Here is a 23,258-nt window from a genome sequence, read left to right on the forward strand (position 1 = left end):
CGCCGGGCGGGAGGTCCCGCGCGGGACGTCAGTCGTTCTCCGGCCGTACGGCAGTCGTGGGCGTCGGTATGACCGAGTTGTCCCGACGCTCCGGCCGCACCGAGACCCGACTCGCCGTCGAGGCGGGCCGCCACGCGCTCGCCGACGCCCGCCTGGAGGCCTCCGCGGTCGACGCGGTGCTCACGTACCACCTGGGCAGCTCGGCGCCGGTGAACCACGTCGCGGCGGCCCTCGGCGTGCACGAACCCGCATGGACGAACGAGCTGTACGGCGGCGGTACGCAGGCGGCCTCGATCCTGGGCGACGCCGCCATGCTGATCGAGTCCGGCATCGCCTCGACCGTACTGGTGTACCGCGCCCTCAACGGGCGGTCCGGCAACCGGATGGGCCAGGTCGCGCTGCGGCTCGGCGCGAGCGGAGACGAGCAGTTCACACTGCCGTACGGCATGCTCGGCCCGGTCCATTTGTTCGCGCTCGCCGCCCAGCGGTGGATGTACGAGACGAAGAGTACGGAGGACGACCTCGCCGCCGTCGTCATACGCTCCCGGGCACACGCGACATCCAACCCGCGAGCCGTGATGCGTACGCCCGTCGGCCCCATCGACTACCGGGCCTCCCCCTACATCGCCACACCCCTGCGCCGGCTCGACTGCTGCCTAGAGACGGACGGCGCGACGGCGCTGGTCGTCACTCGCGCCGACATCGCCGACCGGGTACGCCCTGGCAGTCCGCGCATCCACGCCGTGGTGCGGGGCGGCGGGCCCGGGGCGAGCGCGATGGACAAGGCGGCCGACCTGGGCCGGATCTTCGCGTCCCATCTCGCCGAACCGCTCTACGCCGCCGCCGGGATGACGCCGCGGGACGTGGATGTCGCGCAGCTCTACGACGCGTATTCCTTCCTCGTCCTGCGCCAGTTGGAGGACTTCGGGTTCTGTGGACCGGGCGAGGCCGGAGAGTTCGTACGGCAGGGGCAGACCGGTCCGTCCGGCCGTCTGCCGGTCAACCTCAACGGCGGTCTGCTCTCGGAGGGTTACGTCCACGGTCTGAACAACGTGGCCGAGGCGGTACGGCAGTTGCGCGGCGACTCCTGCCTTCCGGCCTCGGACGCCGAGGTCGCCCTGTGCACCGGCTTCGGCGGCAGTTACGGCAGCGCGGCGGTTCTCGTGCGCGGGTGACTGAGCGGGTGGGTGCACGACACATCCCGTACGAAGGCTTGACAGCGCGGTCCCGCAGGATCGACCTTAACCAAGCAATTGCTTGCTCGGGTTCTGGACATGCGCCCGGGTTCCCCTGGATCCATGAAGGGAGTCGATCGTGAAACGACGACTCGTCACCGTGCTGAGCCTCGCGGTGCTGGCCCTCGCCGGCTGTTCGACCAGCACACCCGGTTCTCAGACGGCAGACCGGTCCGGCACCACCCGGGGCGTGACCGCGGACAGCGTGAAGGTCGGCGGACTGATCATCAAGACTTCGTCCTTCGGCGTCAGCGAGACCGCCACGGAGATCGGCGCGAAGGCGCGCTTCGACCGCGCCAACGCCGAGGGCGGCGTCAACGGCCGCAAGATCGATTTCATCGGTACCGAGGACGACGGGGCGGACCAGGCGAAGGACATCACGGCCGCGCGCAAGCTGGTCCAGCAGGACGAGGTGTTCGCCGTCGTGCCGGTGCACACCTTCATGTTCGCCGGCGCCAAGTTCCTGCAGCAGCAGAACGTCCCCTACTTCGGCTGGGGTTACTCGGCTCCCGAATGGTGTGGCCCGGCCGTCGCGTTCAGCTTCGACGGATGCAGTGGCTCCGCACAACCGGGCACCCAGTCTGCCGGGTTCTTCGCCGCCTTCACGAAGGCCACCGGGCCGGCGAAGGGACGTACGGTCGCGGTCATCGGCCACGACGACCCCAACACCCGGGCCGTCAACAAGATCGCCCGGGCGAGCGCTTCCAGGCTCGGCTTCAAGGTCGTCACCGTCCAGAACACCGTGCCGCAGACGAGCATCCCGACCGACTGGTCGCCATATGTGAACCGTCTGACGAAGAGCGATGCGGGCAAGGCTCCCGACATCGTCTTCTCGACCATGGCCACGCCCTTCAACGCCGGTCTCTTCGGGGCGCTGAAGGACTCCGGCTACAAGGGCACGCTCATGGACGGCATCAGCTACAACGACAGCACGCTGAAGAACCCGCAGGTGCGCAAGGCCTTCGAGGGAGCGTACATCTCCGCGCCGATCGAGCCACTGGTCTCCGACTCGGCCGCTGCCCGGCAGATGCGCACCGACCTGGAGAAGGCCACCGGGCAGAAGAACTTCGAGTGGAGCCAGGACATGGCCGTCGGCTACGCCACCGCCGATGTGTTCCTGCAGATCCTGGAGAAGACCGGCAAGGACCTCACCACCGAGAACTTCCTCAAGGCGGCCAAGAACATCACGGTCCAAAGCCCGTACGGCGGCACCGTGTCCTGGCCGGCGAACCACGAGGCACCCAACGGCTGCCAGTCGCTGGTGCGCGTCGAGAACGGTGGTTGGAAGCTGGCGGCTCCGCTGACCTGCCAGACCTTCGACTTCAAGGGCTGAAGCCGAGGAGCGGACTCGGTGCATGCGGCGGTGACCCTGTCAGGACGGGTTCACCGCCGCCGCACGTACCCGCTCCATCACCGGGTACATCGCCTCGGCGTCGGTGTCGTTGCCGAGCACGAAGTACGCGATGCCGTGTTCCTCGTACCAGTAGAGGATCTGCTCGACGATCTGCTGCACGCTGCCTTCCAGCAAGAACGGGGTGCCCCGCAGGGCGTCGAGCTGGTCGGCCACGGCCGGATGCACCGCACTCGCCCTGCCGTCCACGGACAGCGACCGGACGCCCACGGACACCTCGGGCGGGCGGGGCCGGTCCGCCGCAGCCTCGCGGATCAGGGCGAGCTTGGCCAGGAGCGGGGCCCGGCCCACGTCGGACGGGTCGACGCCGCGCCCGTCCGCCGACGTCCGGTTGGTGACGTTGACGATGTCGGCCTGCCGGGCCGCGTACCGCAGCACGGCCGGCCCGCCGCCGCCCAGCAGCAGCGGTGGATGGGGCCGTTGGACCGGGCGGGGGGCGAGGTCGAGTCCATCAAGGCGGTAGTGAGCGCCGTCGTAGGAGAACGGCTTGTCCGACCACGCGCCCCGCAGCACGTCGACGGCCTCACGCATGCGGGCCAGTCGTACCGGCGCCGCCGCGAAGTCCAGTCCGGTCCGGTCGTAGTCGGAGCGCATCCAGCCCGCGCCGATGCCGAGTTCGAGGCGCCCGTCGGACAGCAGGTCGACGGTGGCCGCCTCCTTGGCGAGGATCGCGGGGTGCCGGTAGTCGTTGGCCAGGACCAGGGTGCCCAGTCTCAGGCGGGTCGTCAGCGCCGCCGCGGCCGCGAGGGCGGTCATGGGCGCGTAGCGCAGGCCGGTGAGGTGGTCGTTGACCAGCAGCACGTCGACCGGGCTGTCCTCCAGCGCGCGAACCTTGTCCCGCCACGCCGCGGCGGACGCGTCGGGTGCCACGGTCACGCCGAATCGTATGGGCATGGTCCGTCTCCTGTGAGTCGTTCGAATGTCGATCGCAGCCGCGTGCGCGCGGGTTGGGACTCGAGGAACTCCGGGATGTTGTGGTGGGGACCGTAGTGCGACTGCCGCAGGGTCAGCCCGCCGTCCACCGCCAGGCACTGCCCGGTGACATAACTGCCGAGGTCGGAGAGGAGGAACAGAACCGCCGCCGCCACCTCGGCCACCGCTCCACGGCGTCCGAGCGGAATCAGCTCCCGCTCACGCCCGCCGTCGGAATCGTTGCCGGCGTGCGCTCGGGGGCTGTTGACCAGTCCCCAGGCCACACAGTTCGCGCGTATGCCCAGGGGGCCGAGTTCGACGGCCATGGTGCGGGTCAGGGCCTCCAGAGCGCTACGGGCGGCGCCGTACGCGGCGAACCACGGCGTGGCGTGACGTGCGTCGGCGACGGAGAGGTTGACCAGGGCCCCCGTCCGCCGCGCTGACACCATGTGCCGGGCGACCACCTGGCAGGTGCGCATCGCAGCGGTGAGGTTCAGGTCGATGCTGCTCCGCCATGCCTGAGGGTCCAGCTCCAGGAAGTGGCCGACCTCGTCGGGTGTCACCCCGCCCACTACGTTCACCAGGGCGGACACCGGAGCGTCCGCCACGGCGCGGTCGACGGCGTCGATGCCGTCGTCGGTCGTCACGTCGGCGACGACCCCCTGTACGGCCCTCGGGAAACGGGACTGGAGCTGCTCCAGTCGAGACGGCTCCCGGTCGGCCACCAGCACCTGGACACCGCTCGCCACGAGCAGCACCACGCACGCCGTACCGACTCCGCCTCCGGCGCCGCCGACGACGAGGGCGGTCCGGCCGGCCAAGCCCGGGAAACGGTGATCCCTCACCTCGGGCAACCGCAACTGGCCGCTCACAGCGGCATCACGGCGCCCCCGTTGACCCGGATCACCTGGCCGGTCACATACGAGGCACCGTCCCCGGCCAGGAAGAGCACCGCGGATGCCACCTCGTCCGCCGTGCCCGGTCGGCCGAGGGGGATGGTCTCGGTCTGACCGGCGATCACCTGACGCCGGAGCTCCGCGTCGGGGTTGCCGTCGGCGTCCCGGAAATGCGGCTCGGTCATCCCGGTCAGGACATAGCCGGGAGACACCAGGTTCACCCGGATCCCGGCCGCCCCCAGCTCGCGGGCGAGGCTCCGGGTCAGCTGAAGCAGTCCTGCCTTCGGGATGCTGTATGCGGGGAGGCCGTCGACGGCCGCGTCGACCGTGCCGGACCCGACGTTGACGATGCTGGCGCCACGGCCCATCACACGTGCCGCGGCCTGACAGGCGAACACCGCGCTCTTGAGGTTGAGTTCCAGGCCGCGGTCGAGTTCGGCCTCGGTGAGCACGGCCACGGGTCCGCGCGCCGTGATCGCACCCGCGACATTCGCCAGGATGTCCAGCCGTCCGTACCGCTCGTGAGCCTCCGTCACGACCGTCCGCATCCCCGCGGTGTCCGTGACGTCGAGCCGCCGCGCGACCGCGCGCCACCCCTCACCTTCCGCCGCCCGCGCGGTCTCGTCGGCCGTGTCCGGATCGAGGTCGGTGCAGATCACGGTGGCCCCCGCACAGGCCAGCGCCAGGGCGCTGGCTCGCCCGATGCCGCTGCCCGCGCCGGTGACGATCGCGACGCGGCCGGTGAGGGAGAACACGGCCGTCGGCATCCCGCCCGTCACCGGTCCCCTCGCAGCAACAAGGCGGAGGTGACGCCGGAGACATAGCCCGGTTGTCCGGTGCACAGGGCCGTCTCCGCGTCGGGCACCTGTCGCTCCCCCGCCTCGCCCCGCAGTTGGAGGACGGCCTCCACCACGTGGTTGAGGCCGTGGACATAGCCCTCGGAGAGATGTCCGCCGTGCGTGTTCACCGGCAGCTTCCCATCCAGCCGGATCGCGCCGTCGCCGACGAACGCGGGCGCCTCCCCCGGCCCGCACAGGCCGTAGTCCTCCAACTGCATGAGCACCAACGGCGTGAACGCGTCGTACAGTTCGGCGATGTCGACGTCCTCCGGACCGATGCCCGCCGCGGTGTACAGGCGGGGAGCCATGTCCCGGGCGGCGCTGGTGGACCAGTCGGCGCGAGCGTTGGAGTAGAGGCTGTGTCCGCCGCCGGTGGCCGCACCGCTGACAAGCACCGGGCGGCGACGCAGATCACGCGCCCGCTCGGCGTTCGTCACCACCAGGGCCACGGCGGCGTCGGTCTCCAGGCAGCAGTCGAACAGCCGCAGGGGCTCGGCGATCCACCGGGAGGCCAGATAGGCGTCCATGGTCAGCGGCTCGCGCATCATCGCCCGGGGGTTGAGGCGGGCGTGTTCGCGCTGGGTGACGGCGACCCGGCCCAGGTCCTCCGCGGTCGCGCCCGCCCGCCCCATGTAGGCACGCGCCACGAGCGCGTACTGCTGGGGCGGCGTGAGCAGTCCGTACGGCACCTGGTACTGGAACTCGACCAGAGTGGGCGCCGCGCGGCCGGTGCCGCCCATGCGGAACTCCGAGCGGGCGTTGAGCGCGCGCCAGCACACCACCACCTCGGCCTGTCCGGTGGCGACCGCCATGGCCGCCGCCCCGACCACGGCCGCCGACATGCTGCCGCCGCCGACCAGGTCGGTCAGGAAGCGCGGGTCGCGGACACCGAGGGCGTGGGCGACGACCGCCGCCGGGGTGGCGTCGCCCACGGAGTGCGTCGCCAGACCGTCCACGTCAGCCGGCGTCAGACCGCAGTCGTCCAGCGCCGCCTTGATGGCCCGCAGCGCCAGGGTGAGGGTGCTGACGCCGGAGTTCTTCGAGTACGGCGTCCAGCCGACGCCTGCGACGGCCGTACGGTCCCGCAGTGCCGTGGGCACGGCGTCAGCCCACGTGCGGGGCGAGCCGCGAGCCCGGGTAGGGCGCGAGCAGCGTTTCGCGCCAGGGGCCGTCGAGGAACTCCCGGGCCCGCTTCGGCCAGGTCAGTAGGCGCTCGTCCGGTTCGGTCTCGTCATCCAGGCCGAGCGCGGCATCGCGCGAGCGCTGCAGGGCGAGGTGCGCATCGAGGTCGGTGCCCCAGAAGGTGACGACCTCGGTGTCGCTGAGCAGCACCTCGTACAGGCCGACGAGGCGGTGCCCGTGGTCCGCGAGGATCGGCGCCCGCTCCTCACGGACGGCGGCGAGGTAGTCGAGGGCGGCGCCCGGGCGGACCTGCGCGATCTCGTGCAGGAAGAACGGCGCGGTGTATCCCTCGCTCTTGAGTGCCTGCAGATCCGGCGTGCCGTGGACCGCGCCCATGGGCCGGGAGAACGCCTTGTGCCGCAGGTCGTCGATGCTGGACAGGAACAGCTCCGGCTTGACGTCGTCGTAGATGTCCATCATCTGCCGCCAGCCGCCGTCCCACCCCCCGACACAGTCCCACAAGGTCACGGCCTTGAACTGCTCGTGCCCGGTGATGCCGATGGCGTAGAAGGCGCCGACGAGGTCGATGTCGCGGGAGCGGACGGACAGCCCTTTGGTGAGCTCGGAGTCGCCCGTCGGCATCGACTCGTCCTCGCGCTTGTACGTGGTGAGCCACTTCAGATACTCCAGCGGTCGCTGCGAGTTCATCGGGTGGAAGTAGACCTCTTCGAGCAGGTAGATACCGCGGTGCACGCGTTTTCTCCTCGGTCCTGCCCGGCCCGCGCTAGTGAACCGAGCGCTTGCTTGGTTATGCGGAAGCTAGTCGGGCTTTCCCCGCAGGTCAATAGAGTGCGCACGCTCTTGTTAGCGAACCAAGCATGCGCTAGGTTCGCCTTGCCGGTGGCGCCCCGGCTCATCGAGGAGCAGGTGCGAGGAGGAAGCCCGTGCAGCAGCGACACGCCCCGTCCCCCTACGGCAACTACGCCCACGCGGTCGTCACCGCGGGCGCACGACGGCACCCGGACCGGATCGCCGTCACGTACGAGGGCCGCCTGCATCTGACCTACGCCGAACTGGACGCACGGGTCAACCGCCGCGCGAACGCCCTCAAGCGGGCGGGCATCGGCACGGGGGACCGCGTCGCCGTCCTGCTCCAGGGCACGCTGGGCATCACCGAGACCTACCTCGCACTGGCCAAGGTCGGGGCCACTCTGGTCGCCCTCAACCCGTACTGGAGCGCGGACGTCACGACCACGCTGGTCGAGCGCAGCGCGTGCACCGCCTTCGTGCGCGACGGAGTCTTCGACGCCCTCGCGGCCGACATTGCTCCGAAACTCCCGCGCGTGACGTGCTGGTTGCGGCTGGGTGGGGCCGATGCGGACGCCATCGACCTGGACCGGCTGACCGACGAGGCCTCGGACGAGGCGCCGGAGCCGGGTGCCCATCACGACGACGAACTGGCCCTGTTCTTCACCTCCGGCACGACCGGACTGCCCAAGGCCGTCGTCCACACCCACGCGAGCGCCCTGGCGACGGCACAGCAGTGGCTGGACGTGCCGCACGACGACGAGTCCGCGTTCGGCACCGGCCCGATCATCTGGGGCGTCGGCTACTTCGCCATCGCCGGTCCCGCGCTGTACGCCGGAATGAGGCTGGTCCTGGAGGACGACTTCGGCCCTGACCGCTTCCTGGAAGCCGTACCGGCGCAGAAGATCACCCACATCAGCGTCATCCCCAGCTTCTTCAGCCAGTTGTTCGCCACCGAGGAGCAGACAGGCGCGGATCTCACCTCGCTGCGGGTGATCCTGCTGGGCGGCGAGCCCCTCCTTCCGTCCCTGCGCCGCCGCATCCTGGAGCGCCTGCCGGGTGTGGCGCTGTGCTCCTACTACGGGCAGACGGAGGCGCCGTACACCGTCGTGGGCCGCCAGCACGACGGCAGCCAGGACGTCCGCTCCTCCGGCCGGGCGCGTACCGGTTGCGCCGTGCAGGTGGTCGACAGCGAGGGCCGCCGACTGGTGAACGCCGTCGGCGATGTGTGGCTCACGGGCCCGCACCTGATGCGCGGCTACGACGGCGACACCGAGCGCACGGCCGAGGTGCTGCGGGACGGCTGGTACGTCGGCGGCGACATCGGCATCCTCGACGATGCCGGAACGCTCACCGTGCTCGGGCGGCGGCAGGACGCGATCCGCAGGGCGACGCGGTACGTCCTGCCGGGCGAGGTGGAGGACGCGGCGCTGGGCGTGGACGGCGTCGTCGAGGCGGGCGCGGTCGGGGTGCCGGAGGACGCGGACCGGCAGCGGATCCTGCTCGCCGTGCAGGTACGGCCGGGCGGCGAACTGGACGCCAGGGCCGTCGAGAAGGAACTGGCCGACCGTCTCCCGGAGGAAGCCCGCCCGGACGCGATCCTCGTCACCGAGGCTCTCCCTCACGCCCAGGACTCGTCGGGCGGCCGTGGGAAGCTGCTGCGGCGTGAGATCCGTGAGCGGTGGGGGTACCTGGTGTCCGACCAGGCAGAGCGCGCCGAGCGCTGAACCGGGCAGCAGGGTCAACGAAACGGCGGCCTGTCCGCCTTCCCCGGGACCGGGGAAGGCGGACAGGCCGGTCGTGGCTGCTCCGGCATCAGCGCAGCCGGTAGGCGCGGATCACCGTGTACTCGGCGGTGTTGCCGTCGTCGTCGGCCAGCTTGGCCCGCAGGGAGGCGAAGCCCTTGCCATGGGGACTGCGCGTCTCCGCCCACCACCGCGCGGGGCTTCCCGTACGGTGCACGTCCACGGCAGTCCAGGTGGCGCCGTCGTCGTACGACACCTCAACGGTCAGGTCACGCACCTTCGACTCGGGCGCGCCGGGCTGCCGTTGCAGTACGACGGGTAGGACCATCCGGTGGCCGGCCCGTGCCGAGTTGTCCTGGCGCAGTTCGGGCGTGAACCGGATCGCTGTCACCGGCAAGGACCGCCAGTCGTCGCCGGCGGTGTAACCGGAGCGGAAGGTCCACGCCGCCTGTACGGAGGTCGAGGTGGTGTACCCCTGGCCGCCGCGCTGCGCGGACGTCTCGAGCCGGTACGCCTCCTGCGTCGCCGGCACCGGACCTCGCGCGTCGTAGAACGGGAACGGCACGTCGACGAGCAGCTTGCCGTTCCGGTACAGGCGGGTGTGTCCGGAGTCTCCGAGCGAGAAGCCGGTGTGGCCCGGATCCTGGTCGGCGAAGGGCGGTGTATGGAACATCAGTGTGTTCCCGTGGCGCAGTACGGCGCCGTAGGTCAGCCCCTGCCGGTCGGCGAAGCTCGGGCCGAGCGGGCCGTTGCCCCAACGGAACTCGTCCTTACCGCCCGCTTCGAGGGCTCGCGGCGCCCCCCATTGCTGGAACTCGGACTGGCCCAGGGCGTTGAACCGGTTGAGGACCAGCATCCAGGCGACATCGCGCGCCGAGTAGTAGACGGTGCGCTTGCCGCCGGCGCGGAACTTGATGTTCGGGGTGGCCGCACTGCCTCCCTCGGACGGGAAGGCGTAGGTCCGGAAGGAGGCGGTGCGCTCGTCGGCGCGGTCGTTGTAGAAGACGTGCGTGACCTTCGCCAGGTCGCCGCGCTTCGCCCGTGCGCGGAAGTCGGTGAGGAAGCGGCCGCGCACCACCCAGGCCAGCTCGTAGTCGTACGGGGTGTCGGTGAAGGTGCCGTCCGCGGCCAGTCGCGCCCAAGAGCTGCGCACCACGGAGGTGAGGGTACCGGCGTCGGCGGGCAGTGTTCCCGCCTCCGTGCCCATGTCGGCGGTCTGGATCCGTGCGAAAGAGTTCGCCGACACCAGGGACGAGACGCGGGCGCCCGACGGGGCGGACCGCACGATGCCGACACTGCCGAGGGCACTGGTCGCGCCCTCGCGGGGGGAGAGCACGGTGACGGGTGTCCCCCTGCGGGCGTCGAGCACGACGGTGTCCTCGCCGGTGACCCGTTTCAGGGGCTGGACCACCATGGTGTGGTCGTAACCCCCGTCCGCGGCGGCGGTCACGACATGGACGTCCAGGTGGTAGCGGCCGGGGCGCACGTCGAGCGTCCCGGTGCCGCCCGGGACGTAGAGGTATTGCCTCTCGTCGCGGTCGATGTCGAACAGCGTTACGAAGCTGCCGAGGGCGGGTTCGCCGTCGCGGTCCAGGACCTTGACGGTCAGCGGGTGGTATTCGTGTGCCTTGGTGACGGCGAAGACGCTGCGGACCGTCGTGTCCGCAGCGCGGGCGAGGACGGTGCCGTGGAAGAGACCGGTGGCACTGTCCACGCGGGTGTGGGTGGTGAGAACCGCCTCGGCCCGGCCGCCGGCGGGGATGGCCAGCCGGGCCGGGCTGACCATGAACAGGCCGTCGGGTGCCGGCCGGCCGTCCGGTCCCGTGGCGGTCGCGGAGAGGTCGAGGGTGACGTCCGAGGGACCGGGGTTGCGGTACGTCAGAGTGCTCGTAAGCGGCTGGTCGTCGTCGTGTGGCCAGGTCGTGGTACCCAGCGACAGGCTCGGTGGGTTGACGGTGACGCTCTGGCCGAGGGCGCGGGCGACGTCCACGCGTCCTGCCCCCTGCGCGTACACGTTCAGGGCCGGGTTCGGCTTCGCCGAGTCCATAAGCGCGTCCTTGAGCTGCTCTGCCTTCCAGTCGGGGTGCTGCTGGGACAGGAGCGCGGCGGCGCCCGCGACGTGCGGGGTGGCCATGGACGTACCGGACAGCGATGCGTACTCGGGGGCGCCGTCGACGGGTTCGAGGTCGCTGTCCTTGGAACGGGCGGCCACGATCTCCGAGCCGGGAGCGGTGATGTCCGGTTTGATCGCGCCGTCGCCGACGCGGGGTCCACGGCTGGAGAAGTCCGTGAGCGCGTCGTCGGCATCGACCGCGCCGACGGCGAGCGCGGCGTCGGCACTGGCGGGGCTGCCGACGTCCTGGTCCATGCCGGTGTTGCCTGCGGCTATCGCGAAGAGCGTGCCGTACTCGGCGCTGAGGGTGTTGACGGCTTCCTCCAGCGGGTCGATGCCCGGTGTGTCCGTGCCGCCCAGACTCATGTTGACCACACGGGCGCGCGGGGCGGCCCACTGCATGCCGGCCAGGATCGCCGACTCCTCGCAGCCGCGGTCCACACAGACCTTGCCGATGAGGAGGGAGGCATCGGGGGCGACACCGGTGTACCTGCCGCCGGAAGCGGCACCGTCGCCGGCGACGATCGACGCGACGTGCGTTCCGTGGCCGACGGCGTCGGTGGTGTCGGGTGCGGTGGTGAAGTTCTCCTTCTCGACGATGCGCGAGGCGAAGTCCCGGTAGGTGTCGTCGACACCGGTGTCGAGGACCGCGACCTTGACGCCGGTGCCGGTGTACCCGGCCTGCCAGGCTGCGGGGGCGCCGATCTGCGGCACGCTGACGTCGTCGCTGGCCTTCAGCTTCGCGTCCAGCCAGACACGGGACACGCCGCTGGCGAGCTGTCGCTCCCCGGTGCCGGCGGCGCGCGCGGTCAACTGCGACCACAGCGGTGCGGCGGCACCGCGGCCGGGCCGCACCGCGGCGAGGCGCAGCCCGGGCACGGTACGGGTCAGGCGGGCTCCCGCCTTGCGTACGTCGTCCCGCAACCGCTGCGAACCGCCGTCCTGTGCGCGGTACTTGACGATGAGTGGAACCCCGTGCGAACTGTCGTACCCGGCATCCGCCAGCCCGGTCACATCGAACAGACGGCGATCGAGGGCACCCGAGGCGATGAGAGCGAGGGCGTCGTCGGGGACGACGTACTGGTGGCCGGAGTCCTCGTAGCGCGTGAAGGCCATGCTGCTGCGGCCTTCGCCGGGGGTGACGGAGACGGTGTCACCGGCGAGCACGACCTGATCTCCGGTCAGAAGAGTGAGGGGGACGGTGGTTTCGGCGGCCCCGGCCGGGCCGGTTCCGGTCGCGGTCCGCCACGAGGACGGAGCGACGGTGCCGGGGACGGATGCTGCTGCGGACGGGCCTGCGGGTCCTGGGAACACGCTCAGGGCGAGTGTGAGCAGGACGAGGCAGCCCGCCCCGCGTCTTCTGCGAGGCAAGCGTTCCTCCTGGTGGGGCGGAGCGCCGGGGCATGGCCGACGGCACTCCACAGGGTGGCGTTGTCAGGGGCGAAGCCCGCTCGTGACGACCCCGTTGTCGGCCGGGCGCGAGCTCCTCGCGTACGGCAAGCTTGTCGTGCACACGAAAAGTAGCAACGGTGGGCGCCAAAAGGCCACAGCAACTTGACAGTTTCGAACAGATCCGACGGGTCACGCCCAGCGTCCCGCGAGTCGAACAGCCGCGGCGGGAGCAGGCCGGTGGCCCACCCCGTTGCGCTGGTTCAGGCCGGGCCGCTCCTCTCACCGGCGGCCTGCTGCGCGAACGGGTGGCGGAGGTGGCGGCTCAGGTCGCCGAGGTAGTCGTTGATCATGCGGCGGTGTTCGAAGCGCCAAGTGCCGTCGACTCGGCGGAACCTGTCGTGATAGCGACCCGACACAATCGGCTGCAGGGGCAGTTCGTCCGTGCACTGCAGGACGGTGACGTAGGAGCGGCACGTCGCGGTGCCCCTCTCGTCGTCCACGTCGAGGATCAGGTTCGTGGTGACGTGCCGGGTGTGGGGTGTGCCGTTGTCCGGGTAGGTCCGCACCCAGTCCTCGTACATGGCCCGGATCTCGTCGCGGCCCGCGTACTCCTCTCCGGTCTCGTGGACGTGGATGACCGCGTCGGTGAAGAGCTCCCCCACTCCGGCGAAGTCACCGCTGTCCAGCAACTCCGCGTATCGGTAGATCAGTTGAGGCACAGCCACGTGCCCGGACGGCGACTGGCTCATCGGCTCGCACACCCCTCGCTGATCTGGTCGATGCGGGGCATCAGCACGTCTGCCTTCTCCGACGGCAGCCAGAAGATGCAGCGGTGGACGCCCATCGCGGCATAGCGCTCGATCGCGGCCGGGTGCGGCTTGGCGTTGAAGAGGGTGACTGGCACCCGGCCACGTCCGCGCTCTTCGGCGAGGGTCTGCAACTCGTCGATCCGCCTGGCCAGTTCGGCGTCGAAGTCCTCGGGCTCGGCTGACCGGAAGGCGGCGGAGTCCCAGTCGTCGCTGCCGTCACGGAAGGGCATCCACTCGTCGCCATAGGCGAGCACGCGGTCCAGGACACGGGGGCCTCCGCCGCCGACGAGAACGGGCGGTCGCGGACGCTGGACCGGCTTGGGCCACGACCACAGGGGGTCGAAGTCGACCATCCTGCCGTGATATGAGGCCTCGTCCTGGGTCCAGACGGCGGTCATCGCCTCTATGCGTTCCTGCATGAGGCGCCAACGGGTAGCGGGGTCGGTGCCGTGGTTGCGTATCTCCTCGGCGTTCCAGCCGGCGCCCACACCGAACAGGAAGCGTCCCCCGGAGACGAGGTCCAGTGAGGCGATCTGCTTGGCCAGCAGGATCGGGTCCCGCTGGGCGACCAGGCACACCGCCGTACCGACGCGTACGCGCGAGGTGGTGGCCGCTACGGCGGTCATGGCCACGAAGGGCTCCAGCGCGTGCGCGAACTCCCTCGGCAGTTCACCGCCCGTGGGCCACGGCGTGTCCCGGGAGACCGGGATGTGGGTGTGCTCGGGGAAGAAGACGGACTCGAACCCACGGGCCTCGGCGGCGGCGCCGAAGTCGACCGGGGACATCGAGTAGTCGGTCGGGAACATCTGCAGCCCGAACAGCATGCGTCACCGCCTGCGGGGAGGGAGAGAAGCCGGCCGGCCGGGGGACACATCACCGGCCGCCCGGGTACGGGGAGCGGATCGTCCGGGTCAGAGCACCGCCTCGGGATGCACTATGTGTGCCTGCGCGTGCCACGGCTGGTGGGCCTGGAAGCCGCCGTCCACAATGATCGTCTGGCCGGTTACGTAGCGGCCGGCGTCCGATGCCAAGAAGACGATGACCGAGGCGATGTCCTCGGGTTCGGCGAAGTCGGGGACGAGGAGGTTGTCGCGGTAGATGCCGAGCTTCACCGGGTCGAGGTTGCCGCGGGCGGTCGGGCTGAGCACAAGTCCGGTGGCGACGGCGTTGCAGCGGATGCCGAGTTTCCCGTGCGAGGTGGCGACGGAACGGGTCAGCGAGTACTTCGCGGCCATGGATGCGGCGTAGGCGACGTGGTTGGTGTCGCCGCTGAATCCGGCGGTGGAACCGACGTTGACGATCGTTCCTCCGCCAGTGGTGAGCATGGCCGGGATGGCGTGGCGGCAGCCGAGCACCGCTCCGTGCAGGTTGACGGCCATCGTGCGGTCCCACACCTCGTTCGGGGTGGAGACGACGTTCAGGTCGCTGCCCTCGACCTCGCGGTTGTAGGCGACCGCGTTGTTGACGAGGACGTCGAGGCGGCCGAAACGGGCGAGCGTCTCCTCGACCGTGCGGACCACATCTGGCTCCTTGGCGACGTCACCGACCACCGCGTGGGCGTCTCCGCCGGTGTCGCGTATCTCGTCGGCGACCGCGTGGGCGCCGTCGCCGTTGATGTCGAGGATCGTGACACGCGCCCCGTGGGACGCCAGGGACAGGGCCGTCACACGGCCTATACCCTGTGCGGCGCCGGTGACGATCGCGGCCGTGCCGTGCAGTGAGTCCGTGTCTGCCGAAGAATTCATCCCCGCTCCTCAGTCGTACACCGGGCCGGCGAGCGAGCCGCCGTCCACGACGAATTCGGCGCCCGTGCAGTACGACGACTCGTCACTGGTCAGGAACAGCACCGCGCGGGCGATCTCCTCGGGCCGGCCGACCCGGCCCAGCGGCAGCTTCGCGAACGCGGCCTTCGCCTCTTCGGGCATCGCCTCGATGCCGTCCGGGGCGATCATCGCGGTGGCCACGCTGCCCGGGGCCACGGCGTTGACCCGGATGCCCCTCGGCCCCAGTTCCAGGGCGGCGGTACGGGTCATGCCGCGCACGGCCCACTTGGAGGCGGAGTAGGCGACCGTGCCGGCGACTCCGACGAAGGCGTTGATGGACGCGGAGTTGACGATGGTTCCGCCACCCGCGGCGGCGATCGCCGGCGCCGCGGCCTTCATACCGAGGAAGACGCCGACCTGGTTGACCTCGACAACACGCCGGAACTGCGCCGCGGTGGTGTCGGACACGGAGCCCATGTGCAGGATGCCCGCGTTGTTGACCAGCGCGTCGAGCCGGCCGAAGGTCCCCGTCGCCACCTCGACAGCCCGACGCCACTGCCCCTCGTCCGTGACATCCAGTCGTACGAAACGCGCGGCCACGCCGAGTTCGGCCGCGAGCTTCTCGCCGGGCTCCTCCAGTACGTCGCCGAGCAGAACCTGGGCGCCCTCGGCGACGAAGAGCCGGGCGATCGCCTCGCCCTGTCCCCGCGCGGCGCCGGTGACGAGGGCGACCCGGCTGGCGAGCCGTGCGAGGGCGGTCTGTTTCGTGGTCATGGCCGGCGGCTCCGCTCGTACTTCTCCCGTGCCTGGCGTGCCGCCTGGTTGGCCACCTCAATGGCCCGTTCCGAGTCCGCCTGGAAGGCCGACCAGTTGTCCTCGCGCCGCAGGGTGGCGTCCTGGAAGTGCGGGATGACGTATTCGGCGAAAAGCTCCAGTGAGCGGAGGGTGTCGGTGTGGTCGGCCCAGTCCTGCAGCATGATCAGGTAGGTGCCGAAGCCGCCGGAGGTCTCCTGGAGGCCTTCGATGTGCTCAATCGCGTCCTGCGGCGTGCCGATGACACCCATGCCCGTGTGCCGGAACACATCCAGTTTGGAGGCGTCCGGTGGCAGCCCCGCTCCCTCGATGAGGTTGCGCAGGATGCCGGCGTCGCGGAAGAAGTACTCGCCCGACTCCTCGATGCCGTAGGCCACTTGGTCCTCGGCCTTGGTGTGAGTGGGCGCGATGTGCAGGGGAGTGACCAGGCGCCAGCGGGAGCGGTCGGGGGCCGGCAGCCCCGCAGCGACCGCCTCCTCTTCGGCGATCCGCCAGTGTGCGGCCAGCGCCTCCTTGCCGGCCGGGGTGGAGACGGTCAGGGCCAGCATGGGCAGGCCCAGTCGGCCGGCCAGGCGCGGGCCCGACGGCGAGGCGACCGCGGTGACGAGGATCTCCGGACGCGGGCGGGTGTAGGGCTTCAGATGCAGCTGCGCCTGTACCAACTCGAACCACTCGGTCTTCCGGTCGATGCGCCCGTCCTGGTCGAGCAGGGCGAGGATCGCCTCCAGCGACTCCTCCATGCGCTCACGGGCGCTGGTGTAGTCGATGCCGAGCATGGCGGCGTCGGACGGCAGCGCCCCGGGACCGACGCCGATGACGGCCCGACCGCGGGTGAGGTGGTCCAGCAGGACGATCCGGTCGGCGACGTTGAAGGGATGGTGGTACGGCAGCGAGATGACACCCGTGCCGAGTTTGATCTGCCTGGTGCGTTGCGCGGCGGCGGCGATCATGATCTCGGGGCTGCCGAAGATCTCCCAACCGCCGGAGTGGTGCTCGCCGAAGTACAGCTCGTCGAAGCCGAGCACGTCCAGTTTCTCGGCCAGTTGGAGGCTGCGTTCGAGGTCCCAACTGGGGTTGCCGCTGGGGCGATACAGCGGCGGCAGGAAAACGCCGAACCGCATCCGGTTTTGAACCTCGTGGACCATACAGCCTCAGCTCCGTCCCTGCTCACACCTGTCCGGGCGCTCTCCGGCTCGCGGGCGGGCACGCCCCAACGGGTCACTTGACCAAGCGCCTGCTTGGTTTCAGCTTCTTTGCGGCGCCCATCCCCTGTCAAGGTCGCTGCATCATCGGATGGCGCCTCGACCGAACGTGAGCGCGAGAGGAAGGCGCGCGGTGCACAGTTCGCGAATGTGATCCAGCGGTTCGAAACCGGGGGCAGCGTTGCCCCAGGACGCCCGTACAGGGTGTGCGTCGACCCGCCACCGACCGCGCTCATCACGACACCCTGGGGTCCGCCCGAAGAACGGCAACATGACCGGCACCGACGAGCACTGCGGGTGACGCAACGCTGGCCGGAATGCGCACAGCGCGGGCAGACCGGTAGGTCGCCCCGGCCCTCTGACGCCGGGGCCGCCCACCTTCCACCTCCGGCCCGACACGGTCGCAGTGGACGAGGCCTGCTCCTGCTGCAAGAGCCGAGTCCCGCTGAGCCACCAGACGGTCGGGCCCGGCCAGCGCCCGAGCGCCTGGATGATACGGAGGGAACACCTCATCCCCGTCTACTCACAACTGGATGTAGACGCTCTTGGTGTACAGGTACGTATCCATATGCGCAGCGCTCCCCTTGGAGCCGTACCCGCTGAGCCTCGTCCCGCCGAATCCGACCAAGGGATCGATGTAGCCGTAACAGTTCACCCACATCGTGCCTGTGTGCACGCCCTGGACCACCCGAAGAGCGGTGGACAGATTCTGCGACCACACCGCTCCCCCGAGGCCGTAGTCGCTGTCGTTGGCGATGGCGATCGCCTCGTCCACGTCGTCGAACGGCAGAATCGACAGAACCGGGCCGAAGATCTCCTCACGGGCGATCCGCATCTCATTGGTCACGCCGCCGAAGACGCTCGGCTCCAAGAAGTATCCGCTCTTGAACTCGTCCCCGAGCCGCCCGCCGCCGCGGAGGAGTTCGGCTCCTTCGTCTCGTCCGATGTCGATATAGGACAGCACCTTGTCCAACTGGGGTTGAGAGATGACCGGGCCCAACGTGGCAGCGGCGTCCAGGCTGTGCCCGACCCGCAGGGTGTCCGTGAACGCCAGCAGACGCTCGGTGAACTCGTCGACGACGGTCCGCTGCACCAGCACCCGGGTGCCGGCGAAGCAGATCTGACCGGAGTTGGCGAAAACGCCCATCGCAGCTCCCGGTACGGCCTTGTCCAGGTCCGCGTCCGAGAACACGATGTCCGCCGACTTGCCTCCGAGCTCCAGCTGCAGCTTCTTGATGTTCACGGTGGACGCCTCGATGATGCTGCGCCCTGTCTGCGTCGATCCGGTGAAGGCGATGCGGTCGACGTCGGGATGGGCTGCCAGCGCATGGCCGGCTTCCTTGCCCAGGCCGGTGACGACATTGACGACTCCCGCCGGCACTCCGGCTTCGTGCAGGATCTCGACCACCCGCAGTACCGACAGAGAGGCATCCTCGGACGGCTTCAGCACGGCGGTGCACCCACTGGCCAGCACCGCGCCGATGATCCAGAACTGACTGTTGAGCGGGCCGTTCCAGGGGATGATTCCGCCGATGACCCCGACCGGGGCCTTCAACGTCATCGTGGCGACGTTGCCGGGAATGCCGTTCATCAACGTCTCACCTGTGATGTTGGCCGCCTGCGCGGCGAAGAACGACAGCATCTTCATCAAGGCAGGCTTGCTGTTGCGCAATCTCGAGACCGGGGCGCCCATGTCCATGGCCTCGATCTGGATCAGTTCCTCGAATCGTTCGTCGAGGAACTGAGCGACGTGCGTCAGCAACGCCTGGCGCTCGTACGGGGTCCACGTACTCCACTGGCCTTTGAACGCCTTGCGTGCGGCGAGGACCGCGCGATCGACGTCGAGCTGATCACCTGCGGCGAGCCGCGCAAGGACCTCACCCGTCGACGGATTGACGGTGGTCAGTGTCCGCCCGGACGCGGCCGGGACGCTTCGGCCGTCGATGACGAGCTGGTGCACGTCGCGGGAGAAAAAACTCTGGGCCTGCTCACACAGAGCGAAGTTCTGCTGGGATGTCGTCACTTGCTTCCCTCTCACCTGACCTTCGGCACTTCGTCAGTCGAAGACGAAGACGCCCTTGCCGATCTGGCGTCGATCGAACAGTTCGTAGGCCCGCTCCGCGTCGTCCAGCCGGAACTCATCGGTGAACAGCGACTCCACGTCGAGGCCACGCTCGGCCACGAACAAAGCGCACTCCTCCTGGAGGTTCTTGCTGAAGGTGAGCGAACCCACGACGGTCTTCTGCAACTGGATGAGTTCCTCGCTGTCCAACTCGACTTTGCCGAAGACCCCGACCATGCATGCGGTTCCCCAGCGCCTGAGTGCCTGGACCGCTTGTTGACGCACGGTGGAGTTGGCGCTGCATTCGATGGACTTGTCCGCGCCCTCGCCGTGGCGGGTGAGTTCACGAACTGCGGACACGGGGTCCTGCTTGTGGGCGTCGACGACGTGGTCGGCGCCGAACCGTTCGGCCATCTCCAATCGCGAGGGCTCGACGTCGATGGCGATGACCCGAGCGCCGAAGGCCTTGGCCAGCATGGTGCAGCTCAGACCCACGGGCCCCTGCCCGAAGATCGCCACGGTCTCATCGGCGGACAGGCCGACCCTCTTGATGGCCCCGAAGGCCGTCCCGGTACCGCACGAGATGGCCGCGCCGGACTTGAACGAGAGCGAGTCGGGCAAGCCGATGAGCGTGTGGGCGGGAACCTTCATGAAGTCCGCGTGCCCGCCGTCGCCGTCGAGCCCGCCGAAGACCGTGCGTGTGTTCGGACAGTACTGCGTCCAGCCGGAGCGGCAGTACCGGCAGGTGCGGCACCCGTCGTAGTGGTGGACCATGACCCGGTCTCCGACCCTGACCTCGCTGGGGCGCACGGCGTCACCGACGAGCTCGACGACGCCGCACGGCTCATGCCCTTCGATCACCAGCTGAGACTCGCTACGAAGCGGGCCGTGGAGGTGATTGAGGTCGCTTCCGCACATGCCGGAGGCCTTCATACGGATCACGACTTCGTCAGGCCCGGGTACCGGATCCGGAAACTCACGGACATCGAGCTTGCCTTCGCCCAGGAAGAGAACGGCTTTCATGTCAACGATCCTCGATGGTCAGGAGGCGGACGGCGCCGGCGACGCCGTGTGGGATAGCCGGCAGCGGACTTGTAGCGCCGGAGCGCCCCTCCATCGGCGAGATGAGAGGGGCGGGTCTTCCGGCGGCTCCCGCGAGATCAGCCCGAGAGCGACGTGCCGGGTGAGGGATCCGACGCTCGCGGTGCGGCGTGCGCGGCGCTGGGCCTGTCCGGCGCTTCAGCGGTGCCGCCGTCCGGGGCGATCTGCTCCAGCGCCTCACGAGAGGTGTCCACACCGGCGACAGCGTTGAGTAGGGTGACGACGACGTACATGCCCGATACGGCCAGGATCACCCCGAGGACACCTGCGCTGTGGAACAGCCACAGGACGATGAAGGGGGAGAAGATCAGGCCGACGCGACCGACCGTCTGTGCGAAACCGCCGCCACGGAAGCGGAAGGCCGTGGGGAAAAACTCTGGGGTCGTTCCCAGCCCCAGGACCAGGAACGACGCGACCGTGGCGACCAGGATGAAGCCGACGGCGATGACCAACGCGGGCTCCGCCATAAAGGGATAGATGCCCGCGAAGATCGCCGCGAGCGTCCCGAACAGCATGATGCTGCGCCGCCGGCCGAGGCGGTCGACGATGAACGCGCACAGCAGAGGTCCCGCGACGTAGCCGGACATGATGGCCGCGTTGAACCCGAGGGACTTCGACACGGTCATCCCCTGCTCCACGAAGAACGTGGGCATCCATCCGGTGACGGCGTAGGAACCGAACAGACAGGTCATGGTCAGGACCAGGGCCATCAACGTCCGTCGGATGACAGGACGCGAGAACAACACCGTGACCGGCACCCACTCGGCCTTCTCGTCCGCTGCGTCAGCCGCCTGGTGCACGACCGGATCAGGGCTGAGCCCCTGGGTCGAGAAGCCGGACTCCCTCTCGATCCTCCGGATAACGGCCTCGGCGTCCTCGTACCGCCCGCGGGACTCCAGCCATTGCGGGGACTCCGGCATGTTCCGGCGCATCCACCAGGCGATGAGCGCACCCACTCCCCCGATGACGAACATCCCGCGCCAGGACCATGCGGGAATGACCACCCAGCCGAGGAGCGAGGACAGCGAAACTCCGAGCCCGGCGAAGATTCCGAGCACGCCCAGGTATCGGCCCCGGTGACCACGCGGAATGAACTCGGTGATCATGCCGTAGCAGATGACGTACTCGGCCCCCATCCCGATGCTCATCACGCCTCGCAGGGCGATGAGCACCTCCATCGACGGTGCGAGTGCCGCGCACAGAGCCAGGATCCCGAAGAGTGCGAGGCTGAACTGGAAGGCGAAGGCACGTCCGACCCGATCGCTGAGCCAGCCGGCGAAGGCCGCTCCGATCGCGAGGCCGGCGAACGTGACCGACAGGAAGAGCGAGTTCAGCTCCAGCGTCGAGAAGCCGGTGTCCAGCATCGATGCGAGCACGCCGGCCGAGAGCGTGTTGTCGAACGAGTCGAAGAACATGCCGAGGCTGACCAGCAGCGCCAGGCGACGGTGGAACCTGCTGATCGGAAAACTGTCGAGCCGCAGGACCGCGTTGACGGGCGTGTTCATCGGCCGACACCTCCCAGCCGGGCCGGGCCCGCGGCGTGACGGGAGCTGGTGGAGTCATGGGGACTGCCAGAGAGCGGGGGCCGTCCCAGGACGGCTTTCACGGTGCGAGTGTGGTCGCCCAGGCTGAGAGTTTCGCATGGGTTCGATCGACATTGTCCGATCATGCGGCTACTACCTTTGGCTTGGTGCTCGGTGCGCGACGGCGCGAACACGACGGTGTGTTGATGAACCGCTTTTTCTTGCGGGTGGACCGTCTCGATCAACATGAACCGGCGACTGGGCCTTGATGCGTCGTGTCGGCGGTTCAGCAGCGACGGTGCGCGGCTCCTCGCAGCGGTGCTTGAAGATATCCGGCATTGTGAGACTTCGTCAATGGCCGGAACGAGATGGTCTGGCTTTGTCGGCACACTTCAAGGAGTGGGCGAGTTCCCCGCCCGGTCGAGTCGGCGAGCCCGCCGGAGACGACTGTGGACGCGCCTGATCGGGCCACGAGCACCGTCCCGGGCACTCGGGGCCACACCTGTGCGATGTCACCTACCGGCGTCGTGATACTGGCCCGCGGCGCGGGCCCTCTGGGTGGCCAGTTCGATCACCAGGTCAAGGTTGGGGGTCGGGACCTGCATCAGTTCGGCCAGGTCCAGGGGGACACGGAACATGGCGTCGATCTCCATGGGCCGGCCGGCCAGAAGGTCCTGCGCGATGCTCTGGAGATGGCCGGACTTCGCCAGCTTGCCCAGACCCTCGTAGGGATCGCCAGGGTCGCAGCCCAGGGCGCGGGCAATGGCGGCACCCTCGGCTGCCATGTCCTTGGCGGCGGCGGCGACGGCGGGCTTGTCGAGAACGTCCTTCATGGGTGAGGCACTGAGGACTGCCAGCGAGCCCCCGATCAGGTTCATCAGCAATTTGACCCAGACCGCGTCACGGATCCTCGGCGTGACGGTGACTTCCAGGCCGCTCGGGTTCAGGAGCGACGCCAGTGCGTCGAGCCGCGCATCGGACCGGCCGTCGGGGCGCCCGACGAGCAGCCGGTTGCGCGCGTTCTCGGCTCGGATCACCCCCGGCGCGACCACGCTGCAGGCGGTGTACGCCACCGCGCCCACGGCGCGCTCCGGGTCGACGTGGTCCCACAACGCCCGCCCGGGATCCAGCCGCCCAAGGTGCGTGCCGTCCAACGCCCCACCGTGCGCGTGGAAGTACCACCAGGGAATGCCGTTCATGACGAACAGCGCCAGGCCGTCCTCATGCAGCAGGGAACCGATCTGCTCGGCGATGGCCGGCAGGGCTGGGGCCTTGACTGCGACGATGACGATGTCCTGCGGCTCCAGGTCCCCGGGTCGGTCGGTGGCCGCCGGGTGCGAGACCAGCTCTCCGTCCCGGGTCTCCACCCGCAGCCCCTGCCGTCGGATCGCGGCCAGCTGCTCACCACGAGCGATCAGCGAAACCTCGGCTTCTCTTTCGGCTAGGCGTCCGGCGATGTGTCCGCCGACGGCCCCTGCGCCGTACACGCAGATTTTCATGTGCGCTTCCTGTT

Annotated in this window: 18 protein-coding genes; 3 read left to right on the forward strand and 15 right to left on the reverse strand. The window is 69.5% G+C overall.

Annotated features, from left to right (window positions below; translation table 11 throughout):
* The first annotated feature begins 68 nt into the window (after positions 1-68).
* Positions 69-1,175, forward strand: a complete 1,107-nt coding sequence (locus ABZ928_RS40455; RefSeq protein ID WP_361530371.1) for a lipid-transfer protein — start codon at positions 69-71, stop codon at positions 1,173-1,175.
* A 139-nt stretch (positions 1,176-1,314) separates the two neighbouring features.
* On the forward strand, positions 1,315-2,568 hold the full coding sequence (locus tag ABZ928_RS40460; RefSeq protein WP_361530374.1) for an ABC transporter substrate-binding protein: 1,254 nt from the start codon (positions 1,315-1,317) through the stop codon (positions 2,566-2,568).
* Positions 2,569-2,607: 39 nt separating this feature from the next.
* Here the strand turns inward: ABZ928_RS40460 and ABZ928_RS40465 are convergent, their stop codons facing one another.
* The 5 genes from ABZ928_RS40465 to ABZ928_RS40485 are packed head-to-tail and all read right to left on the reverse strand — an operon-like array spanning position 2,608 to position 7,168.
* A complete protein-coding gene (locus ABZ928_RS40465; RefSeq protein ID WP_361530377.1) occupies positions 2,608-3,540 on the reverse strand; it encodes a TIGR03621 family F420-dependent LLM class oxidoreductase in 933 nt (310 codons plus the stop codon).
* Positions 3,519-4,379 carry an SDR family oxidoreductase gene (locus ABZ928_RS40470; protein WP_361530380.1) on the reverse strand — a complete coding sequence of 287 codons (861 nt, stop codon included), beginning with the start codon at positions 4,377-4,379 and terminating at the stop codon, positions 3,519-3,521. Before ABZ928_RS40470 ends, ABZ928_RS40465 begins: the two co-directional genes overlap by 22 nt.
* 47 nt (positions 4,380-4,426) lie before the next feature.
* On the reverse strand, positions 4,427-5,221 hold the full coding sequence (locus ABZ928_RS40475; protein ID WP_361530383.1) for an SDR family oxidoreductase: 795 nt from the start codon (positions 5,219-5,221) through the stop codon (positions 4,427-4,429).
* A gap of 8 nt (positions 5,222-5,229) precedes the next feature.
* The gene (locus ABZ928_RS40480) at positions 5,230-6,393 is read right to left on the reverse strand and encodes a lipid-transfer protein (protein WP_361530386.1); all 1,164 of its coding nucleotides are present in this window, start codon (positions 6,391-6,393) and stop codon (positions 5,230-5,232) included.
* 4 nt (positions 6,394-6,397) lie between these two features.
* Positions 6,398-7,168 carry a hypothetical protein gene (locus ABZ928_RS40485; protein WP_361530389.1) on the reverse strand — a complete coding sequence of 257 codons (771 nt, stop codon included), beginning with the start codon at positions 7,166-7,168 and terminating at the stop codon, positions 6,398-6,400.
* A 191-nt stretch (positions 7,169-7,359) separates the two neighbouring features.
* Between ABZ928_RS40485 and ABZ928_RS40490 the strand changes: the two genes are divergently transcribed.
* Entirely contained in the window at positions 7,360-8,949 is a 1,590-nt protein-coding gene (locus ABZ928_RS40490) for a class I adenylate-forming enzyme family protein (protein WP_361530392.1), read from the forward strand.
* An 88-nt stretch (positions 8,950-9,037) separates the two neighbouring features.
* Here the strand turns inward: ABZ928_RS40490 and ABZ928_RS40495 are convergent, their stop codons facing one another.
* The 10 genes from ABZ928_RS40495 to ABZ928_RS40540 form a co-directional block, all read right to left on the reverse strand.
* Entirely contained in the window at positions 9,038-12,451 is a 3,414-nt protein-coding gene (locus tag ABZ928_RS40495) for a S8 family serine peptidase (RefSeq protein WP_361530395.1), read from the reverse strand.
* 281 nt (positions 12,452-12,732) lie between these two features.
* Positions 12,733-13,221 carry a nuclear transport factor 2 family protein gene (locus ABZ928_RS40500; protein ID WP_361530398.1) on the reverse strand — a complete coding sequence of 163 codons (489 nt, stop codon included), beginning with the start codon at positions 13,219-13,221 and terminating at the stop codon, positions 12,733-12,735.
* Positions 13,218-14,105, reverse strand: a complete 888-nt coding sequence (locus tag ABZ928_RS40505; protein WP_361530401.1) for an LLM class F420-dependent oxidoreductase — start codon at positions 14,103-14,105, stop codon at positions 13,218-13,220. Before ABZ928_RS40505 ends, ABZ928_RS40500 begins: the two co-directional genes overlap by 4 nt.
* Before the next feature lie 87 nt (positions 14,106-14,192).
* Positions 14,193-15,026: an SDR family oxidoreductase gene (locus tag ABZ928_RS40510; protein WP_361530404.1), complete on the reverse strand. Its 834-nt coding sequence runs from the start codon at positions 15,024-15,026 to the stop codon at positions 14,193-14,195.
* A 9-nt stretch (positions 15,027-15,035) separates the two neighbouring features.
* The gene (locus ABZ928_RS40515) at positions 15,036-15,818 is read right to left on the reverse strand and encodes a glucose 1-dehydrogenase (protein ID WP_361530407.1); all 783 of its coding nucleotides are present in this window, start codon (positions 15,816-15,818) and stop codon (positions 15,036-15,038) included.
* On the reverse strand, positions 15,815-16,978 hold the full coding sequence (locus ABZ928_RS40520; RefSeq protein ID WP_361530410.1) for an LLM class flavin-dependent oxidoreductase: 1,164 nt from the start codon (positions 16,976-16,978) through the stop codon (positions 15,815-15,817). The genes ABZ928_RS40515 and ABZ928_RS40520 overlap by 4 nt, the downstream gene beginning before the upstream one ends.
* A gap of 604 nt (positions 16,979-17,582) precedes the next feature.
* The gene (locus tag ABZ928_RS40525; protein WP_361530413.1) at positions 17,583-19,082 is read right to left on the reverse strand and encodes an aldehyde dehydrogenase family protein; all 1,500 of its coding nucleotides are present in this window, start codon (positions 19,080-19,082) and stop codon (positions 17,583-17,585) included.
* A gap of 33 nt (positions 19,083-19,115) precedes the next feature.
* A complete protein-coding gene (locus ABZ928_RS40530; protein ID WP_361530416.1) occupies positions 19,116-20,144 on the reverse strand; it encodes a zinc-binding dehydrogenase in 1,029 nt (342 codons plus the stop codon).
* Between the two features lie 137 nt (positions 20,145-20,281).
* Entirely contained in the window at positions 20,282-21,727 is a 1,446-nt protein-coding gene (locus ABZ928_RS40535) for an MFS transporter (RefSeq protein WP_361530419.1), read from the reverse strand.
* A 530-nt stretch (positions 21,728-22,257) separates the two neighbouring features.
* Positions 22,258-23,232: a 2-dehydropantoate 2-reductase gene (locus tag ABZ928_RS40540; RefSeq protein ID WP_361530422.1), complete on the reverse strand. Its 975-nt coding sequence runs from the start codon at positions 23,230-23,232 to the stop codon at positions 22,258-22,260.
* Positions 23,233-23,258: the final 26 nt, after the last annotated feature.

This window comes from Streptomyces sp. NPDC046909 (assembly GCF_040644695.1).
Classification (GTDB): Bacteria; Actinomycetota; Actinomycetes; order Streptomycetales; family Streptomycetaceae; genus Streptomyces.